Origin of the sequence: Aminobacter sp. J41, assembly GCF_000526635.1 — a bacterium.
Taxonomy (GTDB): Bacteria; Pseudomonadota; Alphaproteobacteria; order Rhizobiales; family Rhizobiaceae; genus Aerobium.
In genome coordinates, this window is sequence record NZ_JAGL01000001.1 from 186,648 (window position 1) to 209,329 (window position 22,682).

The window sequence follows — 22,682 nt, forward strand, 5'->3', positions numbered from 1 at the left end:
GCGGTTAGTCGGGGACCATCTGGCCGACCGTGGCGCTGGCTGGCTCCTTCTCGTCTTCGAGCTTCACCTCGTCCGCTTCCTCGCCGGTGATGACGGCAACCACATCTGCTGCGAGGGTCTCGAGAAGCTGGGTTTCCTTTTCCGTCAGCTCGTGCGGCTCGTTGTCGAGGAGGCACAGCGCGCCGAGGACATGGCCGTCCGGAAGCTTGAGCGGCGCGCCGGCGTAGAAGCGGGTGTTCCAGAGCTCGACCGCAGGATGCTCGGCGAACATCGGGTCGCGTTGCGTGTCCTCCACCACCAGCACCTCGCCAGTCGAGACGACGTGGTTGCAGACGGCATCGTCGCGGCGCATGACGATCATGTCGGTGCCGTCCTTCGTGCGCACGCCCGGCAGGTCCTTGCTCTGGCCGACGATGAATTCCTTGTCGCGGTCGATTGCCGAGATGACCGCGAAGCCGACCTTGAACACATCAGCGGCGCGCTTTGCGAGAAGGTCGAGATCCTCGCGGACATGGCCGTCGAGAAGATGCGTCTCGTGGAGAAGGCGAATGCGTTCCTCGTCATTCTCGGGTGCCGCCGCCAGCACCTCGGCCTGCGCCTCGACAGGCTTGAGCAGGCGGCGGATGCGCGCCACAGCCTCGTGGACGGAGGTGACCAGCGCATCGGCGCCGAGCATCTGGTGCGCGTCCTTGACCGTCAGGTGCTCCGGGCAGTTCCAGAGCGCGAGAACGATGCGGACATTCGGCCAGTTCTGACGGATGCGGCGGCAGATCTGGCGGGCCGGCACGTCCGGGGCGTCGCTGAAATAGGAAATGCAGAGGGTGTCGACCTCGGCGAGGTCCAGCTTCGCCACCTTGCGCAGGCCGATGGAGCTCGCGCCACGGAACTCGGCGCGGATGCCCTCGGTGGAGAGCGCATGCGCCAGCATCTCGGACGAGACCGCGTCGATCTCCCACTTGCCGCCAATGCAGACGACGCGGGGGCCGATGGCTGCCTCGGGCGCGGCAGGATAATCCTCGCGCAGTTCGTCGAGAAGGTCGTCCATGCCGTTGGCGATGCGCAGGCGATATTCGGCGGTCGAGTTACGCGAATAGTCGGCGCTTGCCTGGCGCAGTACCTCGAGCCCGACCTCGTCGTAGTAGTCGATGAGCGAGGTTTCCTCGATCGCCTCGTTGGATATCTCGACGGCTTCTTCGGGATCGTCGGCGATCAGGCGCTGGTAGATGCGGGTCGGAAGGTCGAGCGCAGGTGATGAGCCAAGGAGCGTCACCAGGAACTGCATCTGCGGAATGTTGCGACCTAGCACGAGGAGGCACACGGTCAGCGGCGTCGACAGGATCAGGCCGACCGGTCCCCACAGCAGTGTCCAGAAAGTCGCGGCGGCGATGAGGGAAAGTGCGGAGAGGCCGGTGCTGGTGCCATAGAGCAGCGGTTCGACGATGTTGTTGGAGACGAGCTCGAGGAAGACGATCAGCGCGACGGTGAGCAACACCATGTTCCAGCCGGGATCGACCGCAAAGGCGAGCGCGATCGGAAAGACGGCGGAGAGCGCGGGGCCGAGATAGGGAATGAAGCGCATGACCGCTGCGAGCGTACCCCACATGATCGCGCCGGGAACGCCGATGAACCAGAGGCCGATCGCCATCGGGATGCCGTAGGTGACGTTCACCAGCAGCTGCATCAGCAGGTAGCGGCTGATGCGGGCTCCTGCTTCCTCGATCGCCGCAGTAGAGCGATGCAGATTGCCGCCAAGTAGCCGCAGCAGCCGGTCGCGCAGATCACGTCGGTCGAGAAGCGCGAGGAAGACAAAGACGAAGATGATGCCGAGCGTCGTCAGTGGCTCGATCGCCGGCGTCAGCCATTCGATCGCGGTTTTGAACGGCGACTGCGGCGGCACGTAGAGCTCGACCTTCTGCGGCGGCGGGCCGACTTCGGTCGCGTCCTCGACCTTCACCTCTTCCTGCACGGCATCGACCGTGCGCATTGCGCCGTCGAAGATGCCGGGGCCCTGCATCATCTCGCGCAGATCGCCGAGCTTGTCGCGGATGGTGGTCTGGTAGAATGGAAGCTGCGCGCTGAGTGAGCGCGCCTGCTGGGTGATCAGCAGGCCAAGGCCGCCGAGAACAGCGAGTACCAGCGTCATCACAAGGATGACGTTGAGGATACGCGGCAGGCCCCGATTGCCGAGCCAGGAGACGAGCGGGTTGAGGGCAAAGCCGATCAGGAAGGCGACCGCGAGGGGAAGCAGCACGTCGCGACCGAGGTAGAGCGCGGCGACGATGATCGAGGCCGAGATGAGGACCGCCGCCATCTTGACGACGTCAATCGAGGGGCCGAACGCGGCGGCCTCGTGCGTATCGAGGCGCCGGCGCGCGGTCTTGAGTTTGTCGAGCACCGGGGTCCTCCTTGCAGCGACGACCTGACGGGAAGAAGTCAGCCGTCCTTAACGCGCAAGGTAAGGTTAGAGTTGCGGATGTTGTTCTACATCTTCCGGTGCAGCGACCCGCCCAAAAAGAAAGGCGGGCGCTTTCCGCGCCCGCCTCTGAGAAGTTCGATGATCCGAGGGATCAGCCGCGGCGCATCGCCCCGTTTTCCCAGCCCTCGAACTTGCCGGTGAAGAAGTCGACGTTCTTGAAGCCGAGCAGCGACAGGACCGTGTAGGAGTGGGTCAGCTGGACACCGCCGCGGGTGAACAGGATCACCTTCTTGTCCGGGGTAACGCCTGCTTCCTCATACAGCTTCTTCAGCTCGTCGGCGCTCTTGAGGACGCGGTTCTCGTCGAGGGTCGCATCCCAGAAGACGTTGACCGAGCCCGGGATCTGGCCGGCGCTGTAGTCGGACGGCGAACGGACGTCGACGACGACAACGTTCGGATCGGAAGCGAGCTGCTTGACTTCGTCGGCCGAAAGGAACTTCGGGCCTTCCTCGGCGACGTTCTCACCCGAGAATGCGTAGTTATTCAGAGCCAGAGCCTGGCCAGCCTTCGGGTCGCGGCTCCACTCATCCCAGCTCTCGTCGTAGATGCGGACGTTCTTGTAGCCGAGGTTGCGAAGCGCGATGTAGTTGTTGGCTGCCGCCACGCCCGAACCGCAGTAGGACAGGATTTCCTTTTCCTTGTCGATGCCGCGCGAAGCGAGAAGGCCGCTCAGCACGTCTTCCGGCAGCACCTTCTTGTCTTCGGTCAGCAGGCGGGCCGCGGTCAGCGACTTCGCACCCGGAATGTGACCGTCGACATAGGCATCGGCGTTGCGGCCGTCGACGATGACGGAGTCGTTCGACTTCAGCTTGGTCTCGACATAGGCCTTATCGACGCGCATGTCGAACTTGTCGGTGATCTTGAAGTCCGACTTGGCGACTTCGACAGCGCCCTTCTCGAGCTCACCGGCGAAAGCGCCGATGCCGCCGTCGAGGACGTGGATCTTGTCCTTGAAGCCCGCATATTCGAGGGCGATGAAGGCGCGGCCCGGCAGCGAGTTGGTGTCGTAGATGACCAGCGTGTCGCCGTTGGAGATACCGGCGTCGCTGATGATCTTCTCGATCACTTCGTCTGCTTCGAACTCGTTGCGGATGCCGTCACGCTCGGAGACGTTCAGCTTCGCCCACGGCAGGTTCACAGCGCCCGGAATGTGGCCTTCCTCGAAGGCGGCCGGCTGGCGGACGTCAACGACCTTGGCGCCCTTGCCGACGAGCTCGTTGAACTGGTCGACGTTGACGATGATCGGAAGCGCGGCTTCCTGAGCCTGCGCGGCGATGCTGACGATGGAGTTTGAAAGCCCGGTGCCAAGCGTCGGGGCAGCAACCGTCAGCGTCAGGACGGACAGAGCGCCGGCAGCGAGAAGGCGGCGGGTGAAGGTGCGAAGCATGAAGAAAACTCCAGAAAATTGAATGGCTTGAAAATCTCAGAAGCCGGGGAATGAAACAATCAACCGATTGCCAATTGCCGGGTGGGAAGGAGAAAATTTTTCTCTTTCTCAGACCGTCCCGGAAATCACGGAACGACTGACCTTTCCCAGCCGGTCAGGGTGGCTTCCCAGCCCGGGAATGCCTTGAACAGGGCGACCTGAATCGAGCGGTCGACGCCGAACCAGATGCCGAGACCGACGAGCAGGATGAGGATGCCCATTACCTGCTGGATGCGGGCGCTGTTCTTCTTGAGGAAGCCGATCCTGGAATAGAGCCGCTGGCCGAGCAGCACCGCCGTGCCCATCGGCAGGGCCGTGCCAAGGCTGAAGGAGATGGCGGTGAGCGCCGACCACAGCGTCGTCTGCTGGTTGAGCGCGAGCGTTATAACCGCAGCCATGATCGGGCCGACGCATGGCGTCCAGGCAAGGCCGAGGCCGGCGCCGGCAAGCAGGCCGCCGAAGAAGCCTTCGGAACGGCGGCCTGAGCCGCCGCTGAAGCGCGAGGTGACGCCCGATGCGGCGAGCTCGAACCGCGCCTTGAGCGCGGGAATGGCGAGCACCAGCCCCATCAGCACGAAAATGACGGCGGCCGCGGTGCGGTGCGTATCAGGCGAGATCGAGACCTGCCGCACGAGCAGGCTGAGCAGCAGCGTGATGCCAGTGAAGAAGGTGGCAAAGCCGAGGATGAGGCCGAACGGCCGCCAGCGTCCTTCGATCGACGAGGACGCCAGCAGAACGGGCAAGAGCGGCAGCACGCATGGCGACAGGATCGTCACGATGCCTGCGATGAACGCGAAAAAGAGGCTCATTTAGCGGGTGTTGGAATTCAGTCCGGCGATGCCGCCCGCATTCCACAGCTTCACGCCCTTTGCCTCCTTGTCGAGGAGGACGAAGGTGTCCTGATAGGTGACGCCGTACTCGGCCTTCAGCGCGGTCTCGGTGTCGTAGTCGGCGATCACCAGCGTGATGTCGGGCTCGACCTCCGACCATTTCTGCGACAGCTCGGTGAGCGTCAGGATGCAGTTCGGGCACCAGGAGGCGAAGAAGAAGACGACCGTCTTGTCGTTCTCGGCGGCGATCTTCTTCAGGTCCGTTCCGGCCGCGTACTGGATCAGCTGCGCGCGGTTTTCCTCAGCCTGCGCGGGCGCCTGCGTGTCAGACGCGGCAAGGGCGCGCCCGGCCGTCAGCGGAGCAGAACCGGCGAGCAAAGACAGCGCGAGAAGCGCCGGACGGACGAACTGAAATTTCACGATGGAGCCTCGGCTGTTACTTGTCGTCCCGCAAATTAGACGAGAGCGCAGGCGGGAAGAAGAAAATCCATTCCTCGAAACCTCGCCTTTCCGGTGCGGATTTTCGCTATCGTGGAAAATGCGGGTAGGAGTTTCGTTCAACTTGACGCCCGCGCGTGGGATAAGCAGCGCTCTTTTAAAACCGGGCCGATATTCACATGGCATATGCAACTCTCGACACCAAGCCGCAGGGCATAAGGGTCGACATTTCTCCGCTCCTGGTAATCGGAGTCGCGATCGTCGCCGGCTTTGCGGTGCTGTCCTCGATCGTCAGCACGACGCAGGCGCTCCTGTTCCTCGTCGGCGGCATGCTGGGCCTTGCGCTCTACCAGGCCTCGTTCGGCTTCACCGGCGGCTGGAAGCGCTTCGCCACCGAAAAGCGCAGCCGCTCGATGCGCGCGCAGTTCATCATGATCGGCCTGACCTCGATCGTCTTCATTCCGCTGATGAGCGGACTGGTGCCGCTCGACAAGAGCGTGGTCGGTGCATGGGCGCCGGTCGGCGTCTCGGTGATCCTCGGCGCCGCCATGTTCGGCCTCGGCATGCAGCTCGGCGGCGGTTGCGGCTCGGGCACGCTGTTCACCGTCGGCGGCGGCAGCGCGCGCATGCTGGTGACGCTCATCGGCTTCATCGCGGGCGCGACCATCGGCACGCTGCACCTGCCCTACTGGCTGACCCTGCCGTCGCTCCCGGTCATCCGCTTCGGCGAAACCTTTGGGCCGATCGGCGGCGTTGCCGTCACGCTCATCGGCATCGCGCTGATCGTCGGCGTGCTGGCGCTGATCGAAAAGCGCCGCCACGGTAATGTCGAGTCGATCTTCTCCGGCCTCGCCAGCCTGACGCCGTCGACCTTCCTGCACGGCCCGTGGCCGCTGGTGCTTGCGGCGCTGGTGCTCGCGCTCGGCAACATCTTCACGCTGCTGCTTGCCGGCCATCCGTGGTCGGTGACCTACGGCTTTGGCCTGTGGGGCGCAAAGCTCGCGCAGGCCGCCGGCATCGACGTTGCCTCCTGGACGTTCTGGAAGGCTCCGGCGCAAGCGCGGGTGCTGAGCCAGAGCGTGCTGTTCGACGTCACCTCGGTGATGAACTTCGGCGTCATCCTCGGTGCGGCGCTCGCTGCCTCGCTTGCCGGCAAGTTCGCGCCGAAGGTCAAGGTGCCGTTCCGCTCGTGGCTGGCGGCCATCATCGGCGGCCTGCTGATGGGCTATGGCGCGCGCCTTTCGTTCGGCTGCAACATCGGCGCCCTGTTCAGCGGCATCGCCTCCGGCAGCCTGCATGGCTGGGTCTGGTTCGTGATGGCCTATATTGGAAGCCTTGCGGGCATCGCTGCCCGCCCGCTGTTCGGTCTCGACGGGTTCAAGAAGTAAGATGAGCAACACCAAGAACACTGCCCTATTCGCCGGTGCGCTGCTGGTGGCGGTCGGCGCCGTCGCGGCCGACTATGCGACCAGCGAGGCGCCTGCCCCGAAGACCGCGGCGCAGGAGTCGTTCAACCCGTGCGCGGCCGCGGCGCCTGCTCCGGCGCCCGGCCAGCGCAATTATGACGACCTTGCCGACCAGTTCAGCGGCGGTTCGGCGGCTCCGGCCGCGCCTGCCCCCGAGCCGGCACCGGCTTCCGACATCAACCCCTGCTCGGCAGGCGTGCTCTGATGAGCGACGAGGCGAAGCAGCGCGCGGCGCAGGAGATGGCCTATTGCGAGCACGTGCTTGCCAAGTCGGGCACGTCGGTCCTGCTGCGCACGCTGCCCGCCGAAGGGCTCGTCACCTGGAAGCATTATCCGCAACCGGACGTGTTCGATCCGGCAACCGGCGCGCAGTGGTACTACCACTGCCATGACGACAGTGCCCGGCTCGGCGAGCACGGGCACTTTCACTGCTTCGTGCGCCCACAAGGGCGCGACAGCGAGCCGGTGCACCTTGTTGCCGTGGGGGTCACCGGCCAGGGCAAGCTGACGCGTCTGTTTACCGTCAACCACTGGGTGGTGGGCGGTGACTGGCGCGATGCCAATGCCACCAACGCGCTGCTCGACCGCTTCAATGTCGAGATGGCAACGCCCGACTATCTCGTGAACCGCTGGCTGACGGCGGTGCTGACCCGCTACGAGGACGAGATCGTCCACCTCAACCTTGCCCGCGACGAGCGCCTTCGCGCCGACGGCCGCCCGCTCGAGGAAGTCCGCGAGGACCGCTCGATCGAGGTGTTGTCGGAGCTCAGGGTGGGGTGAAGCGGGCAGGTGGTGCAGTGGCGGAAGGAGGCTGCAAGGGGACGGAAGGAACGGGAGCATTGGGCGGCGTTAGCGCCAAGTCCTCCCCCGCCGCGTAAGCGGAGCCGTTCAGGCCTGGATCCTCGGGTCAAGCCCGAGGATGACGAAGCTGAGATGGTGTGCGCGTTCGTCTAGGCTGTGCCGGCGTCTCCCGTACCCCCTCCTTCCCCTCCGTCACCCTCCTGTGCCCCCGACCCCTCCTCCTTCGCCCCCCGGGCCCTTCCTCCTGGCGAAGATGGGATCTCCCAGGCAGATCGCGAGCGACCTGACCGCTCCCCACAAACGCCATCGCCGCCTCGCGGGCGGTCGTCATCGATCCGCTACATCTCCCACTTCGTCATCGCCGGGCCTGCCTCGACGATCCATGCCGGAACGCCACAGCGGCGTAGACGGGCAAGAAGAAAGAGTGTTCGGCGAGAGCGCCGGTGCTCGACGGCGGGGAATTGGGAACGCAGCGCTTCACGACGCCCCCTCCACCATGCTTCGCATGGTCCCCCTCCCCCATAAATGGGGGAGGATCCTCAGGCCGAGTTATTGAGCAGCGCTGTGTTCATCCTGATCTGAGGTACCGGTGATCGGCCAAGCTTCCAGTCAAGGGGCCGTCATTTCCACCTGCACGACCCGGATCCTCCCCCGCAACGCGAGGGAGGTGGCGCGAAGCGCCGGAGGGGGCTCATGGAGCGGTTCCGGAGAACAAGGGGCTCCGGGGAAGGTTCGTGCCACATGTCGTGAACCACCGGAGCCCGAACACGCGGGTAGCAGAGCGTGTGCGCTCGCGCGGGGTACCAACCGAATGAATTGGCCTGATGCCACAAGCCCAAAACAAAAGCGGGCTCCGAGGAGCCCGCTTGCATATCGAGATCTCCGGAAGGCGGAGAAGCGGCAGGAGATGGCAGCGGCAGAGAAGAAGGCCGCCGCAGCCCGCCCCGATCACACGTCGAGATTTGCCACCGACAGCGCGTTTTCCTGGATGAAGTCGCGGCGGGGTTCGACCTCGTCGCCCATGAGGCGGGCGAAGAGGGAGTCGGCGTTGGTCGCGTCGGAAATCTTCACCTGCAGCAGCGAGCGGACGTTCGGGTCGAGCGTCGTCTCCCACAGCTGCTCGGCGTTCATCTCGCCAAGACCCTTGTAGCGCTGCATGGTAAGGCCCTTGCGGCCGACCGCGAAGATAAAGTCGAGCAGGGCCGACGGACCGGAGATCTGGGCCGAAGCGTCGCGGCGGCGAAGCAGCGGGCTGCGCTCGTAGATTTCCTGCAGGCGCGCGGTGTAGCGGTCGAGCGCGCGCGCGTCGGCGGAGCCGAGCAGCGCGGCGTCGAGCGTAACCGTCTCCTTCACGCCCCGCACGGTGCGCTCGAGGATCAGGCCATCGATGTTGCCGGAGGCGCCGACGCTGACACGGCCAGACCAGCCGCGCTCGGTTTCTTCCGAGATCATGTCGAGACGCTCGGCGACATGGGCGACGGCGTCGGCGGCGCGGCTCGGATTGTGGAGGATTTCCGGATTGAGCGCGCCGGCGATCAGCGCCTGCTCGACCACCTGGCGCGAGTAGCGCGTGTGCAGGCCGTTGAGCAAGGTGCGGACGGAGAGTGCGTCGTCGATGACGCTGCGCAGGTCCTGAGCGGCGCGGACTTCGCCGCCGGCGAGCTCAAGCGCCGCGTCTTCAAGGCCGGTGTTGATGAGGAATTCTTCAAACGAACGCTCGTCCTTGATGTACTGCGTGCTCTTGCCCCGCGTCACCTTGTAGAGCGGCGGCTGGGCAATATAGAGGTGCCCGCGCTCGATCAGCTCCGGCATCTGACGGAAGAAGAACGTCAGGAGCAGCGTGCGGATGTGCGCGCCGTCGACGTCCGCGTCGGTCATGATGATGATCTTGTGGTAGCGCAGCTTTTCCGGATTGAACTCGTCCTTGCCGATGCCGGTGCCGAGCGCGGTGATCAGCGTGCCGATCATGTCGGACGACAGCATGCGGTCGAAGCGCGCGCGCTCGACGTTGAGGATCTTGCCGCGCAGCGGCAGGATCGCCTGGTTCTTGCGCGAGCGGCCGGACTTGGCCGAGCCGCCTGCCGAGTCACCCTCGACGATGAAGAGTTCGGACTTGGCCGGATCGCGCTCCTGGCAGTCGGCGAGCTTGCCGGGCAGCGATGCGATGTCGAGCGCGCCCTTGCGGCGGGTAAGTTCGCGGGCGCGGCGGGCGGCCTCGCGCGCGGCGGCAGCCTCGACGACCTTGCCGACGAGCACCTTCGCTTCGGTCGGATGCTCCTCAAGCCAGGTGCTGAGCGCCTCGTTGACGAGGCTTTCAACGACCGGGCGGACTTCCGACGAGACCAGCTTGTCCTTGGTCTGCGACGAGAATTTCGGGTCCGGCACCTTGACCGACAGAACGGCGGTCAGGCCCTCGCGACAGTCGTCGCCCGAAAGCGAGACCTTTTCCTTCTTGGAGATGCCCGAGGAGTCGGCATAGCCGGTGACCTGGCGCGTGAGCGCGCCGCGGAAGCCGGCAAGGTGGGTGCCGCCGTCGCGCTGCGGGATGTTGTTGGTGAAGGCCAGCACGTTCTCGTGGTAGCTGTCGTTCCACCACATCGCGACCTCGACGGTGATGCCGTCGCGCTCGCCGGTGATGTAGATCGGGCGGGCGATCAGCGGCTTCTTGGTGCGGTCGAGATACTTCACGAACTCTTCGAGGCCGCCCTCGTAGTGCAGCTCCTGCTGCTTGACGTCGGCATGGCGCGCGTCGGTGAGGATGATGCGCACGCCCGAGTTCAGGAAGGCGAGCTCGCGCAAGCGGTTTTCCAGCGTCGTATAGTCGAACTCGGTCCTGGTGAAGGTTTCCGGCGACGGCAGGAAGGTGACTTCCGTGCCGGTTTCCTCGCCGGCTTCGCCGATGACGGCGAGCGGCGCGTCAGGGACGCCATGCGAGAACTGGATTGAGTGGATTTTGCCGCCGCGGCGGATGGTCAGCTTAAGCCAGGTCGACAGCGCGTTCACGACCGAAACGCCGACGCCGTGCAGACCGCCGGACACCTTGTAGGAGTTCTGGTCGAACTTACCGCCGGCGTGCAGCTGCGTCATGATGACCTCGGCCGCAGAAACACCCTCGCCGGAGTGAATATCCGTCGGAATGCCGCGACCGTTGTCGGTTACGGTGCACGAACCGTCGGGATTGAGGGTCACGGTGACGCGCGTCGCGTAGCCCGCCAGCGCCTCGTCGATGGCGTTGTCGACCACCTCGTAGACCATGTGGTGGAGACCGGAGCCGTCATCGGTGTCACCAATGTACATGCCCGGCCGCTTGCGGACGGCGTCCAGGCCCTTGAGAACCTTGATGGAATCCGCGCCGTACTCGGCTGCCCCGCCGTTGACGTTCTCGGTCTGGTCGCTCATATAAATCCAATCGTGCCGTTCATAAAAAAGGTGCGCTGTGGACGGTCGAATCGCGCACCTGAACCGCACTGAATATAGGCTTTAACGCCTGCTTTTCCAAGTTTGGGGCAAGACTCGGATGGGGATGAGAAGCATGCGCACGAAAGCTCACGCATCGTAAAAGACCACGTAATCGAAATTGATGGCGGCCCATTCCGCCTGCGGAACACTTGACCCAATCAATCGTTTAAAGGGCGTTCCGTAGTCGTGTGAGCGATGCAGGCTGGTGGCCGCGGTGGGCCACGGGTTTCGAGAGTTATTGTCAATGAACATGCATGCCGGTCCTGTACAAGGGCAGGAAACCGTTCCCTCGTCCACGCGGGGCGAGGTACCAATTCGATCCAGCTTCCAGCACCAGGGCGACCTGCGGGCTCTCGGCCGCGCTGTCGCTGAAGGGGGCTCGGCGCTGGTCGTTGGCGTCAAGAACTTCGATCCACGACAGAGAACCAAGGAAAATGCCGGCCATATCCGCGAGGTCGCGCAGACGCTCGCGCGCGCGCAGCAGGCCGGCGAACAGCTGACGCCGGCAGCCAACTGGCTGCTCGACAACTCGCACGTGGTGGAAGCCGCGATCGCGGGCATTCGCCGCGATCTACCGCCGCGCTTCTATCAGGAGCTGCCGGAACTCGAGGGTGCAGGCATCCCACGCGTGCTGGCGATTGCCTGGGCCTATGTCGCCCATACCGACAGCGCGATCTCGCTCGAAGGTTTTCGCGAGATCGTCGAGGGCTTTCAGGACGTGCAGCCGCTGCGCATCGGCGAACTGTGGGCGCTGCCGTCGATCCTGCGCTTCGTGCTGGTAGAAAACCTGCGCCGGCTGGCGCTGCGCGTCGCGGGCGCGCGCGACATGCGCCTTGCCGCCAATGCGCTTGCCGACCAGATCGCCGTGCTTCCGGCCGAGCACTCGACGCAGGTGCTGAACAACCACAGGCAGTACGCCAAGGACCGGGTTTTCGCCACGCAGCTGCTGTTTCGCCTGCGCGACGGCTCCGTCTCGTCGGGCGCGGCGCTCGGCTGGCTCGAGAACGAGCTGGAGGCTTCCGGCACTGACGCCGAGGAAGCAACGCTTGCCGAGCACGCCAACCTTTCCGCCGGCAATGTCACCACCGGCAACATCATCAAGGGCCTGCGCCTGATCGACGACATCGACTGGACCGACTGGTTCGAGACGGTGTCCAGCGTCGACCGCCTGCTGCGCGAGCACACCGATTTCGACGCGCTCGACTTTCAGTCGCGCGATGCCTACCGCCGCGCGATCGAGGAACTCGCCAAGCGCTCCGGCAAGGACGAGGCGACGATCACCCGCGCCGCGCTCGACTTCGCCGGCGAGAAGAACGTCGACGTTGGCTCGGTGCTTGCCGGGCCGGACCTCGAGGAGTTCGAGCAGCGGGTCGGATACCAGCCCCCTCTTTCACTGAAGTTCTACCGCGCCTACCGACGGATCGGCTGGCTTGGAATGGTCGCTCCGGTGGCCATCATCACGCTGGTGCTGCTCGCCGCGACGGCCTGGGCGCTCACCTCGGCGGGATTTTCGTCCGGCACCACCACCCTCCTTGTCCTGCTCTTTGCCCTGCCCGCTTCCGAAGCGGCGATGGGCCTCTTCAACACCATCGTCTCGACCTTCGTTAAGCCAACGCGACTGATCGGATACGAGTACAAGCAGGGTGTGCCCGCGGAGGCGCGCACGCTGGTTGCCGTGCCGACCATGTTCGGCAGCCGTGACGATGTCGATGAGGCGGTGCGCGACCTCGAGGTGCATTACCTCGCCAACATGACCGGCGAGCTGCACTTCGCGATCCTGTCGGACTGGCCGGACAGCGACGACGAGCAGAGCCCGGCGGACAAGGCGCTGCTGGAACATGCGCAAAACCAGATGGCCGCGCTGAACGCGCGCTACCCGAAGGAGGGCTACGACCGCTTCTACCTCTTGCACCGCAAGCGGCTCTACAACCCGTCGGAAGGCTGTTGGATGGGCTGGGAGCGCAAGCGTGGCAAGCTGCATGAGCTGAACGCCATGCTGCGCGGCGACAAGGACACCACCTTCTTCCCGCCCGCCTCGCCGCTGCCGTCGGACGTCGTCCACGTGATGACGCTCGACTCCGACACGCGCATGACGCGCGACGCGGTCGCCAAGCTCGTCGGCAAGATGATGCACCCGCTGAACAGGCCGGTGATCGACCCCAAGTTGAAGCGCGTGGTGACGGGCTACGGCATCATGCAGCCGCGCGTGACCGCCTCGCTCACCAGCGGCGAGGAGTCTTCCTTCTTCCAGAGGGTGTTTTCGGCCAACCGCGGCATCGACCCCTATGTCTTCGCGGTCTCCGACACCTATCAGGACCTGTTCGGCGAAGGTACGTTTACCGGCAAGGGCCTCTACCACATCGACGCGATGGAAACGGCGCTCGACGGCCGCATCCCGGAAAACGCGATCCTGTCGCACGACCTGATCGAAGGCGCGTTCGCGCGCGCCGCCCTCGTCACCGACGTCGAGGTGATCGAGGATTATCCGACGCGCTACCTGGTCGATGCTGCTCGCCACCATCGCTGGGTGCGTGGCGACTGGCAGCTGCTGCCGTGGATCTTCAACCCGGCATCGGGCATTTCCGGCCTGTCGCGCTGGAAGATGATCGACAATCTGCGCCGCTCGCTGCTGCCAATCCTGTGGGTGGCCGCATCGATTGCCGGCTGGACGGTTCTGCCGTTCACGCAGGCCGCGCAGTGGCAGGCGCTGTTGATCCTCAGCCTGTTCCTGTCGGCGACCTACCACATCGTCGACTCGCTGGTGCCGCGCGACACGGAATCCAGGATCAAGGCGCACTTTGCCTCGCTTGGCCGCGACATCAGCTTCTCGAGCGCGCTGGTCGCCTCGAAGATCATCCTGATGGCGCACCAGGCTTCGTCCTATGCCGACGCGATCGTGCGCACGCTCTACCGCCTGTTCGTCTCGCGCAAGCAGCTGCTCGAATGGCGCACGGCATCGAGCGTAGCGCGCAGCGCCAGCGGCAAGGGACTGATCGGCCACTATTTCCAGATGTCGGGCGCGGTTCCCGTCGCGCTGATCGCGGCGGTCATACCGCTGCTCGGCGGCACCACCGGCGCGTGGATCGCGGCGTTCTTCGCGCTGATGTGGGTGGGCTCGCCCGCCTTCGCCTGGTTCGTCAGCCAGTCGGCCGAGACCGAGGACCGGCTGGTGGTCCAGCCTGACGACAAGGCGTTCCTGCGCGACGCCGCCCGCCGAACCTGGCTCTACTTCGAGACGTTCGTGACGGAGGAGCACAACATGCTGCCTCCGGACAACTTCCAGGAAGTGCCACAGCCGGTGGTGGCGGCGCGTACGTCGCCGACCAATATCGGCATGTACCTGCTCTCGACCGTTGCGGCGCGCGACTTCGGGTGGATCAGCCTCAACGAAACCGCCGACCGGCTCGACCGAACGCTGGCGACCATGGAGAAGATGGAGCGCTACCGGGGCCATCTCTTCAACTGGTACGAGACGCGGACGCTGAAGCCGCTGCATCCGCTCTACATTTCCTCGGTCGACAGCGGCAACCTCGCCGGCCACCTCATCGCGGTGGCGGCGGCGTGCGATGCCTGGACCCATGCGCTGGCGGCACACCTTCAGGGCGACTTCGAGGGCATCATCGACGTCACCCGCATCCTCGAGGAAAAACTCGAGAGGCTGCCGGACGACCGGCGCCTCTTGCGCCCGTTGCGCCACCGCCTTGCCGAGCGCATCGAGGGCATGCGCCGCGCGGTCAACACGATCCGCTCGGAGCCGGAGACGGCTGCCATCCGCACCATCAACCTGACGGTTCTCGCCGCCGACATCGTGCGGCTGGCGCGCGGCCTCGACGAGGAGATCGGCTCGCCGGCATCGCAGGAACTGTCACTATGGGCCGGAAAGCTGGAAAAGGTCTGCGAGGCGCATCTCAACGACTCGCACACGGCCGGCAACGGCACCCCGCGCCTGCGCGAAAAGCTCGCCTCGCTGCGCGACCGCGCGCGCCAGTTCGCGTTCGAGATGGACTTCTCGTTCCTGCTGCGTGAGGACCGCAAGCTGCTCTCGATCGGCTACCGCGTCGAGGAACGCCAGCTCGACGAGGCCTGCTATGACCTGCTCGCCTCGGAAGCGCGCCTCACCAGCCTGTTCGGCATCGCCAAGGGCGACCTGCCGACAGAGCACTGGTTCAGGCTCGGCCGCCCGGTCACCGAGATCGGCTTCTCCGGCGCGCTGCTGTCGTGGTCGGGCTCGATGTTCGAGTACCTGATGCCGCCGCTGGTGATGCAGGAGCCTGCCGGCGGCCTGCTGACCCAGTCCAATCGGCTGATCGTCGCCAAGCAGATGTCCTATGCGCGCTCGCGCGGCGTGCCGTGGGGCATTTCGGAAGCCGCGTACCACGCGCGCGACCGCGAGATGACCTACCAGTACACCAATTTCGGCGTGCCGGGCCTGGGACTCAAGCGCGGCCTCGCGCAGGATCTGGTCATCGCGCCCTATGCAAGCCTGCTTGCGGCGCAGTTCCGGCCTGACGATGCGGTCGCGAACCTGAAGCGGCTGAAGGCGCTGGGCGCGATGGGCCGCTACGGCTACTACGACGCCGTCGACTTCACGCCGGAACGCGTGCCGGAAGGCCATCGCCGCGCCGTCGTGCGCAACTACTTTGCCCACCACCACGGCATGTCGATCGTCGCGGTCGACAACGTGGTGTTCGAGGGGCGGATGCGCGAGCGCTTCCACTCCGACCCGGTCATTAAGGCAGCCGAGCTGCTGTTGCAGGAAAAGGCGCCGCGCGACGTGCCGGAGATGCCAATCCGCGCCGACACGGCCGAGCGCATCAAGCCGGCGCTGGTCGACGAACGGCCGGATTCGCGCACGATCATCGACCCGATCAACGCGCAGCCGGCAGTCGGCCTCCTGTCCAACGGCCATTACCACGTCATGGTCACCTCGACCGGCGCGGGCTACAGCCGCGCCGACGAGGTTGCCGTCACGCGCTGGAACGGCGACGCGCTCGAAGAACAGACCGGCACGTTCCTGTTCATCTCCGATCCCGACACCGGCGAATGGTGGTCGGCGACCCCAGCGCCGAAGCGGATCGACGGCGAGAACTGCGTCACCACCTTCCACGACGACAAGGCGGTGTTCATGAAGTCGGTCGGCACGCTGCGCTCGGAAGTGGAGTGCATCGCGGTGCAGGAGGGCAACGGCGAGGCACGCCGCCTCACCCTGTTCAACGAGAGCGATCGTGACCGTCATGTCGAGATCACTTCGTTTGCCGAACTGGCGCTGAACTTTGACGCCGCCGACAACGCGCATCCGGCGTTCTCGAAGATGTTCGTGCGCACGGAGATCGACCATGCAACGTCGACGATCTTCGCCGAGCGGCAGCGGCGCTCGAATTCCGACCCGACCATCGCGCTGGCGCACTTCGTCACTTCGGTCGAGGGGGTCGCGCGCGAGGTGGAGGCGGAGACCGACCGGCGCAACTTCATCGGCCGCGGCCGCTCGATCGTCAATGCTGCGGCCTTCGATCCGGGCGCAAGGCTGACCGGCGCTGCCGGCTACACGCTCGACCCGATCGTTGCGCTGCGCGCCAAGGTGCGCGTTCCCGCGCGGCGCAAGGTGGCGCTGACCTTCTGGACGATCACGGCAGCGAACCGCACCGACATCGGCCGCGAAATCCTGCGCTTCCGCCAGCCGGACAGCTACCAGCGCCAGGCGATGCTGGCCTGGACGCGCTCGCAGGTGCAGACGCGCCATGTCGGCCTGAGCCTCGCCGAAGCCGCGGGCGTGCAGAAGCTGGCACGTCACCTGCTGTTCGCCGACCCGACGCTGCGCGCAACAGCCGACAACATCGCCTCCGGCCTCGGCTCGCAGTCGAACCTGTGGCCGATGGCGATTTCGGGCGACTTCCCGATCTTCGCGCTGCGCATCAGCGAGCTCGCGGACCTCAACATCGTCGCCTCGGCGCTGCGGATGCAGGAATACCTGCGCGCGCACGGCGTCGTCGTCGACCTCGTCATCGTCAACGAGCAGGCCTCGTCCTACGTGCAGGACCTGCAGCAGGCGATCGAGCAGCTGTGCGAGAACGCAAGGCTGCGCGGCCGCGAGCTTGGCCCGCGCCAGCACATCTTCGCCGTGCGCCGCGACCTGATGGACGACTGGTCGTACAAGACTCTGATCGCGGCGGCGCGCGTCGTCATGCACACGCGCAACGGCCAGATCCTCGACCAGATCGAGCGCGCCGGCCAGAATGCGCGGCTGATGGCACCGGCACGCGTGCCGGCAATCGTCCGCGCCGCCAAGCTGCCGCAGCGGGCGAGCGGCGATGACCTTGCCTTCTGGAACGGCTTCGGCGGTTTTGCCGATGACGGCCGCGAATATGTCGTGCGCCTGTCCGGCAACCAGACGACGCCGCAGCCCTGGATCAACGTCATCGCCAACCGCGAGTTCGGCTTCCACACCTCGGCGGACGGTTCGTCGTTCACCTGGAGCCGCAACAGCCGCGACTTCCAGCTGACACCGTGGTCGAATGACCCGGTGACCGACCGCCCCGGCGAGGCGATCTATATCCACGACCTGAAAAGCGGCGAAGCGTTCTCGCCGCTGGCCTGCGTGCTGCGCGACCCGGCCCTCGTCTGCGAGGCACGGCACGCGCGCGGCATGTCGCGCTTCAGCGTCCACCGCGGCGGGCTGGCGACGGAACTGACGCAGCTCGTCGACCCCACCGATCCGGTGAAGGTGCAGCGGCTGACGATCCGCAATACGGGTTCGTCGCCGGCGAAGCTGCGCGTCTATGCCTATGCCGAGTGGGTGATGGGCACCAACCGGGCGAAGTCCGCGCCGCTGATCGTGCCGGGCCATGACAGCGGGACGGGCACAGTGATTGCGCGCAACCCCTATCACCTCGACTTCGGCGACCGGGTGGCGTTTCTCGCCACCAACGGCAAGGACCAACGCTTTACCTGCGACCGGGCCGAGTTCATCGGCGCGGGCGGCTCTAGCCGCATGCCGGCGGCACCGCTTGCGGGCGCCGAGCTTTCCGGCGCGGTCGAGGCGGGTTCCGACAGCTGTGCGGCACTTTCGTGCGACGTCGAGGTGCCGGCGGGCGGCACCGCTTCGGTGATGTTCGTGCTCGGCGATGCCGGTTCGCAGGAGGAAGCGGTCGCGCTGGCACAGCGCCACCTTGGCGTCGACTTCGACGAACGGGTGAGCGCCAACCGTGACGCCTGGGAGCAGTTCTCGAGCGCGCTGCAGGTCGAAACACCCGACCCGGCGTTCAACGCCATGGTCAATGTCTGGCTGCCCTATCAGGCGCTGGCCTGCCGCCTGCGGGCGCGTTCGGCCTTCTACCAGGCAAGCGGCGCGTTCGGCTTCCGCGACCAGCTGCAGGACACGCTGGGGCTGCTGCTTTACGACCCATCGCTGGCCAGGGAGCAGATCCTCAACGCGGCCTCGCGGCAGTTCCCGGAAGGCGACGTGCAGCACTGGTGGCTGCCGCGCACGGGCGCGGGCGTGCGCACCATGATCTCGGACGACGTGGTGTGGCTGGCGCACGCGACCCAGCACTACATCAAGACGACCGGCGACCGGGCGATCCTCGACGAGGACATTCGCTTCATCGAGGGCCAGCAACTCAAGGAAGGCCAGCACGACGCCTTTTTCACGCCGGAGCCTTCGGCCGAGAGCGCGAGCCTCTACGAGCATTGCGCGCGGGCGCTGGACCTTGCCGTGAAACGCACCGGCGAGAACGGGCTGCCGCTGATTCTCGGCGGCGACTGGAACGACGGCATGGACCGTGTCGGCGAGGCCGGCAAGGGAACCAGCGTCTGGCTCGGCTGGTTCCTGCTGAAGACGCTGCGCGACTTCGCGCCAATCGCGGCCGAGCGCGGCGACAAGGCGCGCGCCGACGCCTGGGAGGCGCATGCCGGGCGGCTGAAGCAGGCACTGGAAGACGCCGGCTGGGACGGCGAATGGTACCGCCGCGGCTATTTCGACGACGGCTCTCCGCTCGGCTCGAAAGAAGCCGACGAGTGCATGATCGACTCGATCGCGCAGTCCTGGGCGGTGATTTCCGGGGAGGCTGATCCCGAGCGCGCGGAAAAGGCGGTCGGTAAGGCAGTGGAACTGCTGGTCGACGGCGAGCTGCGGATCGCGAAGTTGTTCACGCCGCCGTTCGAGAACACCGACAAGGAACCCGGCTACATCAAGCGCTACCCGCCGGGTGTGCGCGAGAATGGCGGCCAGTACACGCACGCCGCCACCTGGCTGGTGATCGCGCTTGCCCGCCTTGGACGGGCCGACGAGGCCTGGCGGGTGTTCGAGATGCTGAACCCGGTCAGCCACGCGCTGACGCCGGAAGAAGCCGAGCGCTATCGCGTCGAGCCCTATGTCGTTGCCGCCGACGTCTACTCGGTGGGCGACAAGGCAGGGCGCGGCGGCTGGACCTGGTACACCGGTTCCGCCGGCTGGCTGCACCGCGCGGCGGTGGAAGGCATCCTCGGCATCGAGCGGCGCGGCGACGAGCTCACGATCAATCCGTCGATGCCGGCGAGCTGGGAGGGATTCAGCGTCCGTCTTCGCATTGCCGATGCCGTCTACCGCATCACGGTAAGAAAAGGTGAAGAGCCTCATATCGAGGTCAACAAGCACGCCGTGGAGACTATCCGGCTCGAAAAGAGCGGCGTGCATGAGGCAATTGTGACCTCGGCGGGCTGATGCCCGCCGCAATCTTGCCATTTTCATAACGATTTCAGTTTGTTACCAGATCACGAAACGTAAAGACGTGTCGCCGTTGTTGTTGGAGATGACGCAACGGAATCGCGCTTTTCGCATTGTGGCCGAATGTGCCAAGGCGTAGCGTCCGCCGCCGATGCTGCGATGCAGCAAGACACGAGGTTCTTTGCGTGACACTCCTGCAAATCTATAGCCGAGCCCTGAGTTATCTCGCCGCCGACAAGCGGCAGGTCACGGCCATTTGCATCGCCAATGTCGTACTGGCAGCGATCATGATCGCTGAGCCGATCCTGTTCGGCCGTGTGATCGAGTCCATTGCCCAGGAGCGGAGCGTTATGTCCGAGATCAGCCTGTGGGCGGGTCTCGGCGTATTCAACGTCGTTGCCTTCGTTCTGGTTGCGCGTGCCGCCGACCGGCTGGCTCACCGCCGCCGCACCGAGGTCATGGCCGCGTCCTTCGAGAAGGTGATCAACATGCCGCTGGCGTGGCATCACAAGCACGGCACCTCGAATTCGCTCCACACCCTGTTGCGCGCGCTCGAAACGCTGTTCTCGCTGTGGCTGGAATTCATGCGCCAGCATCTGTCGACGGCAGTCGCGCTGCTGTTCCTCATCCCCACCGCGCTCACGCTCGACTGGCGGATGGCGCTGGTGCTGGTTGCGCTGGGCGTCACCTATGTGATGATCGGCCGGCTGGTGATGGAGAAGACCCGTGACGGGCAGGCGCAGGTCGAGCGCCACTACCACCGCGTGTTCGAGCATGTCAGCGACTCGATCAGCAATGTCTCGGTGCTGCAGAGCTACGGCCGTCTTGCGCAGGAGACGCAGTCGCTGCGCGCCTACACGGCCGAGCTCATCAACGCGCAGTTCCCGGTGCTCAACTGGTGGGCCCTGGCCAGCGCCCTGCACCGCCTGTCGGCCACCATCTCGATGATGGTGGTGCTGATCATCGGCGCGCTGCTGGTCGAAAAGGGCCAGCTCAACATCGGCGACATCGTCGCCTTTGCGGGCTTTGCGACGCTGCTGATCGGCCGCCTCGACCAGATCACCGCGTTTGTCACGCAGGTGTTCGAGGCCCGCGCAAAGCTCGAGCCCTTCTATGCGATGGAAGATGCAAGCGGGGAGCGCCGCGAGCCGCTGGGTACCCGCCCGATCGGCCGCGTTGCCGGCGACGTTACCTTCGAGAACGTTTCGTTCCAGTTCCCTGACTCGCGCTCGGGCGTGGAGAACATCTCGTTCCACGTTCCGGCCGGCAAGACCGTCGCCATCGTCGGCCCAACCGGCGCCGGCAAGTCGACGCTCATCAACCTCCTGCAGAGGGTCTACGATCCCAAGTCCGGCACGATCCGTGTCGACGGCATGGACACGCGCACGATCACGCGCGCTTCGCTGCGTGCCCAGATCGCGACCGTGTTTCAGGACGCGGGCCTGCTCAACCGCACGATCGAGGAGAACATCCGGCTCGGCCGCGAGGATGCCGGCTATGGCGAGGTCCATGCCGCTGCCGTCGCGGCCGCAGCACAAGACTTCATCCTCGCCAAGAGCGAGGGCTACGACACGATGGTCGGCGAGCGCGGATCGCAGTTGTCGGGCGGCGAACGCCAGCGCATCGCAATCGCCCGCGCGATCCTGAAGGACGCACCGATCCTCGTCCTCGACGAGGCGACGTCCGCGCTCGACGTCGAGACGGAAATGAAGGTGAAGGAGGCAATCGACCGCCTGCGTGCAAACCGCACGACCTTCGTCATCGCCCACCGCCTTTCGACCGTGTGCGACGCCGACCTGGTGATCTTCATGGACAAGGGCCGCATCGTCGAGATGGGCGCGTTCCGCGAGCTTGCCGAGCGGGATGGCGGGCGCTTTGCATCGCTGCTACGTGCGGGCGGCCTCGGCGCCCTGACTGAGCCACAGGGCGCGCCTGTGGTTCTTGACGCCGCCCCGGAACTTGCGCCCGAGGCGGCGTAAGCCGGTCTCTTATTCCGCTTCGTCCGCGGAGGATGCGTTGAGCAGGCCGTACTTCTTTTCACCAAGCTCTTCCAGGAGCTGCAGCTGCGTCTCGAGGAAGTCGATATGACCCTCCTCGTCGGCAAGCAGTTCCTCGAACAGCTTCATGGTGACGTAGTCGCCAAGCTCGTTGCAGATTTCGCGCGAGCGCTTGTAGGAGGTGCGGGCGTCGTATTCGCCGGCAAGATCCGCCTCAAGAACTTCCTTGACGTTCTGGCCGATGCGGAGCGGTCCAACCTTCTGCAGGTTCGGGTGGCCTTCGAGGAAGATGATGCGCGCGATGATCTTATCCGCGTGGTGCATCTCTTCGATCGATTCCTCGCGCTCCTTCTTAGCAAGCTTGAGGTAACCCCAGTCTTCCAGAAGGCGGTAATGCAGCCAGTACTGGTTAACTGCGCCGAGCTCGAGGAAAAGCGCCTCGTTAAGCCGCTCGATGATCTGACTTTCGCCCTTCATGGCTCATGCCTCCAAATTGGCCGCGCAATCCACGTACACGGTCCAGGAATGGTACGATCTCACTTTCACCCGCGCCATGGCGCAGATGATACTCTTCGGTGACCCGAATGATCGTTTCCACCACATTTGGGAAGCAGCCGCAACAGCGTCCACGCTGTTTCAGGCGATGGTACACCTTTGCAGGCACGATGAGCTGCCATGGGTCCTCGTCGAGGAGGGCGACGATCGTCTCCTCGATTTCCTTGGCGGTAATGAGATTGCAGTGGCAGACCAGCATTTGCCTACTCATGGCTGAGCCGCGCAATGGCGCGGCCGGGCTCAATACACTCAGTGCTGTCCGGCAGGAACCGGAGCGGCGTCGGCCGGGATATAAGTTGCCGCAAGCCGAATTGCATCAGCTGCGACATTTGCTGACTTCCCGTCGTCAGCGGGAGGAAGGAGGAAGGCCGCGGCTGTCAAAGCCAGCGTTGCAAGGAAGGGCGAAAGCCGAGCTGCGATGCGGCGCTGCCGCACCATTACGCGATCCATCACTGCTACCTCCAATCAACCGGGTTCAAGGCCCGGACATCAAAGGGTTGCGTCGTCTGACGCGCCGCCATAAAAGCCCCGCG

12 protein-coding genes are annotated in these 22,682 nt (G+C 65.2%); 5 read left to right on the plus strand and 7 right to left on the minus strand.

Features of this window, described 5'->3' with window-relative positions; all coding sequences use genetic code 11:
• Positions 1-4: 4 nt before the first annotated feature.
• From L630_RS0100930 to L630_RS22075, 4 genes are all read right to left on the minus strand, one after another.
• Positions 5-2,395 (minus strand): AI-2E family transporter, encoded by a 2,391-nt coding sequence (locus L630_RS0100930; RefSeq protein ID WP_024846410.1) that lies wholly within the window; start codon positions 2,393-2,395, stop codon positions 5-7.
• A gap of 172 nt (positions 2,396-2,567) precedes the next feature.
• Complete coding sequence (locus L630_RS0100935; protein WP_024846411.1) at positions 2,568-3,863, minus strand: rhodanese-like domain-containing protein; 1,296 nt, start codon at positions 3,861-3,863, stop codon at positions 2,568-2,570.
• Positions 3,864-3,988: 125 nt separating this feature from the next.
• Positions 3,989-4,711: a cytochrome c biogenesis protein CcdA gene (locus L630_RS0100940; RefSeq protein ID WP_024846412.1), complete on the minus strand. Its 723-nt coding sequence runs from the start codon at positions 4,709-4,711 to the stop codon at positions 3,989-3,991.
• The gene (locus tag L630_RS22075; protein WP_024846413.1) at positions 4,712-5,152 is read right to left on the minus strand and encodes a thioredoxin family protein; all 441 of its coding nucleotides are present in this window, start codon (positions 5,150-5,152) and stop codon (positions 4,712-4,714) included.
• A gap of 197 nt (positions 5,153-5,349) precedes the next feature.
• Here L630_RS22075 and L630_RS0100950 point away from each other — a divergent pair, with 197 nt between their 5' ends.
• The 3 genes from L630_RS0100950 to L630_RS0100960 are packed head-to-tail and all read left to right on the plus strand — an operon-like array spanning position 5,350 to position 7,416.
• The gene (locus tag L630_RS0100950) at positions 5,350-6,558 is read left to right on the plus strand and encodes a YeeE/YedE family protein (protein ID WP_024846414.1); all 1,209 of its coding nucleotides are present in this window, start codon (positions 5,350-5,352) and stop codon (positions 6,556-6,558) included.
• 1 nt (position 6,559) lies between these two features.
• A complete protein-coding gene (locus tag L630_RS0100955) occupies positions 6,560-6,841 on the plus strand; it encodes a hypothetical protein (RefSeq protein WP_024846415.1) in 282 nt (93 codons plus the stop codon).
• The gene (locus L630_RS0100960) at positions 6,841-7,416 is read left to right on the plus strand and encodes a hypothetical protein (RefSeq protein WP_024846416.1); all 576 of its coding nucleotides are present in this window, start codon (positions 6,841-6,843) and stop codon (positions 7,414-7,416) included. Before L630_RS0100955 ends, L630_RS0100960 begins: the two co-directional genes overlap by 1 nt.
• A 969-nt stretch (positions 7,417-8,385) precedes the next feature.
• Here the strand turns inward: L630_RS0100960 and gyrB are convergent.
• The gene (gyrB, locus tag L630_RS0100965; protein ID WP_024846417.1) at positions 8,386-10,836 is read right to left on the minus strand and encodes a DNA topoisomerase (ATP-hydrolyzing) subunit B; all 2,451 of its coding nucleotides are present in this window, start codon (positions 10,834-10,836) and stop codon (positions 8,386-8,388) included.
• 304 nt (positions 10,837-11,140) lie between these two features.
• Here gyrB and L630_RS0100970 point away from each other — a divergent pair, with 304 nt between their 5' ends.
• A complete protein-coding gene (locus L630_RS0100970; RefSeq protein WP_024846418.1) occupies positions 11,141-19,594 on the plus strand; it encodes a glucoamylase family protein in 8,454 nt (2,817 codons plus the stop codon).
• 188 nt (positions 19,595-19,782) lie between these two features.
• A complete protein-coding gene (locus tag L630_RS0100975) occupies positions 19,783-21,576 on the plus strand; it encodes a glucan ABC transporter ATP-binding protein/ permease (RefSeq protein WP_024846419.1) in 1,794 nt (597 codons plus the stop codon).
• Between the two features lie 9 nt (positions 21,577-21,585).
• On the opposite strand, the gene bfr is transcribed toward L630_RS0100975, so the two are convergent.
• Together bfr and L630_RS22330 are read right to left on the minus strand one after the other, a co-directional pair.
• Positions 21,586-22,071, minus strand: a complete 486-nt coding sequence (gene bfr, locus L630_RS0100980; RefSeq protein ID WP_024846420.1) for a bacterioferritin — start codon at positions 22,069-22,071, stop codon at positions 21,586-21,588.
• On the minus strand, positions 22,037-22,348 hold the full coding sequence (locus tag L630_RS22330) for a (2Fe-2S)-binding protein (RefSeq protein ID WP_084465650.1): 312 nt from the start codon (positions 22,346-22,348) through the stop codon (positions 22,037-22,039). The genes bfr and L630_RS22330 overlap by 35 nt, the downstream gene beginning before the upstream one ends.
• Between the last annotated feature and the right edge of the window lie 334 nt (positions 22,349-22,682).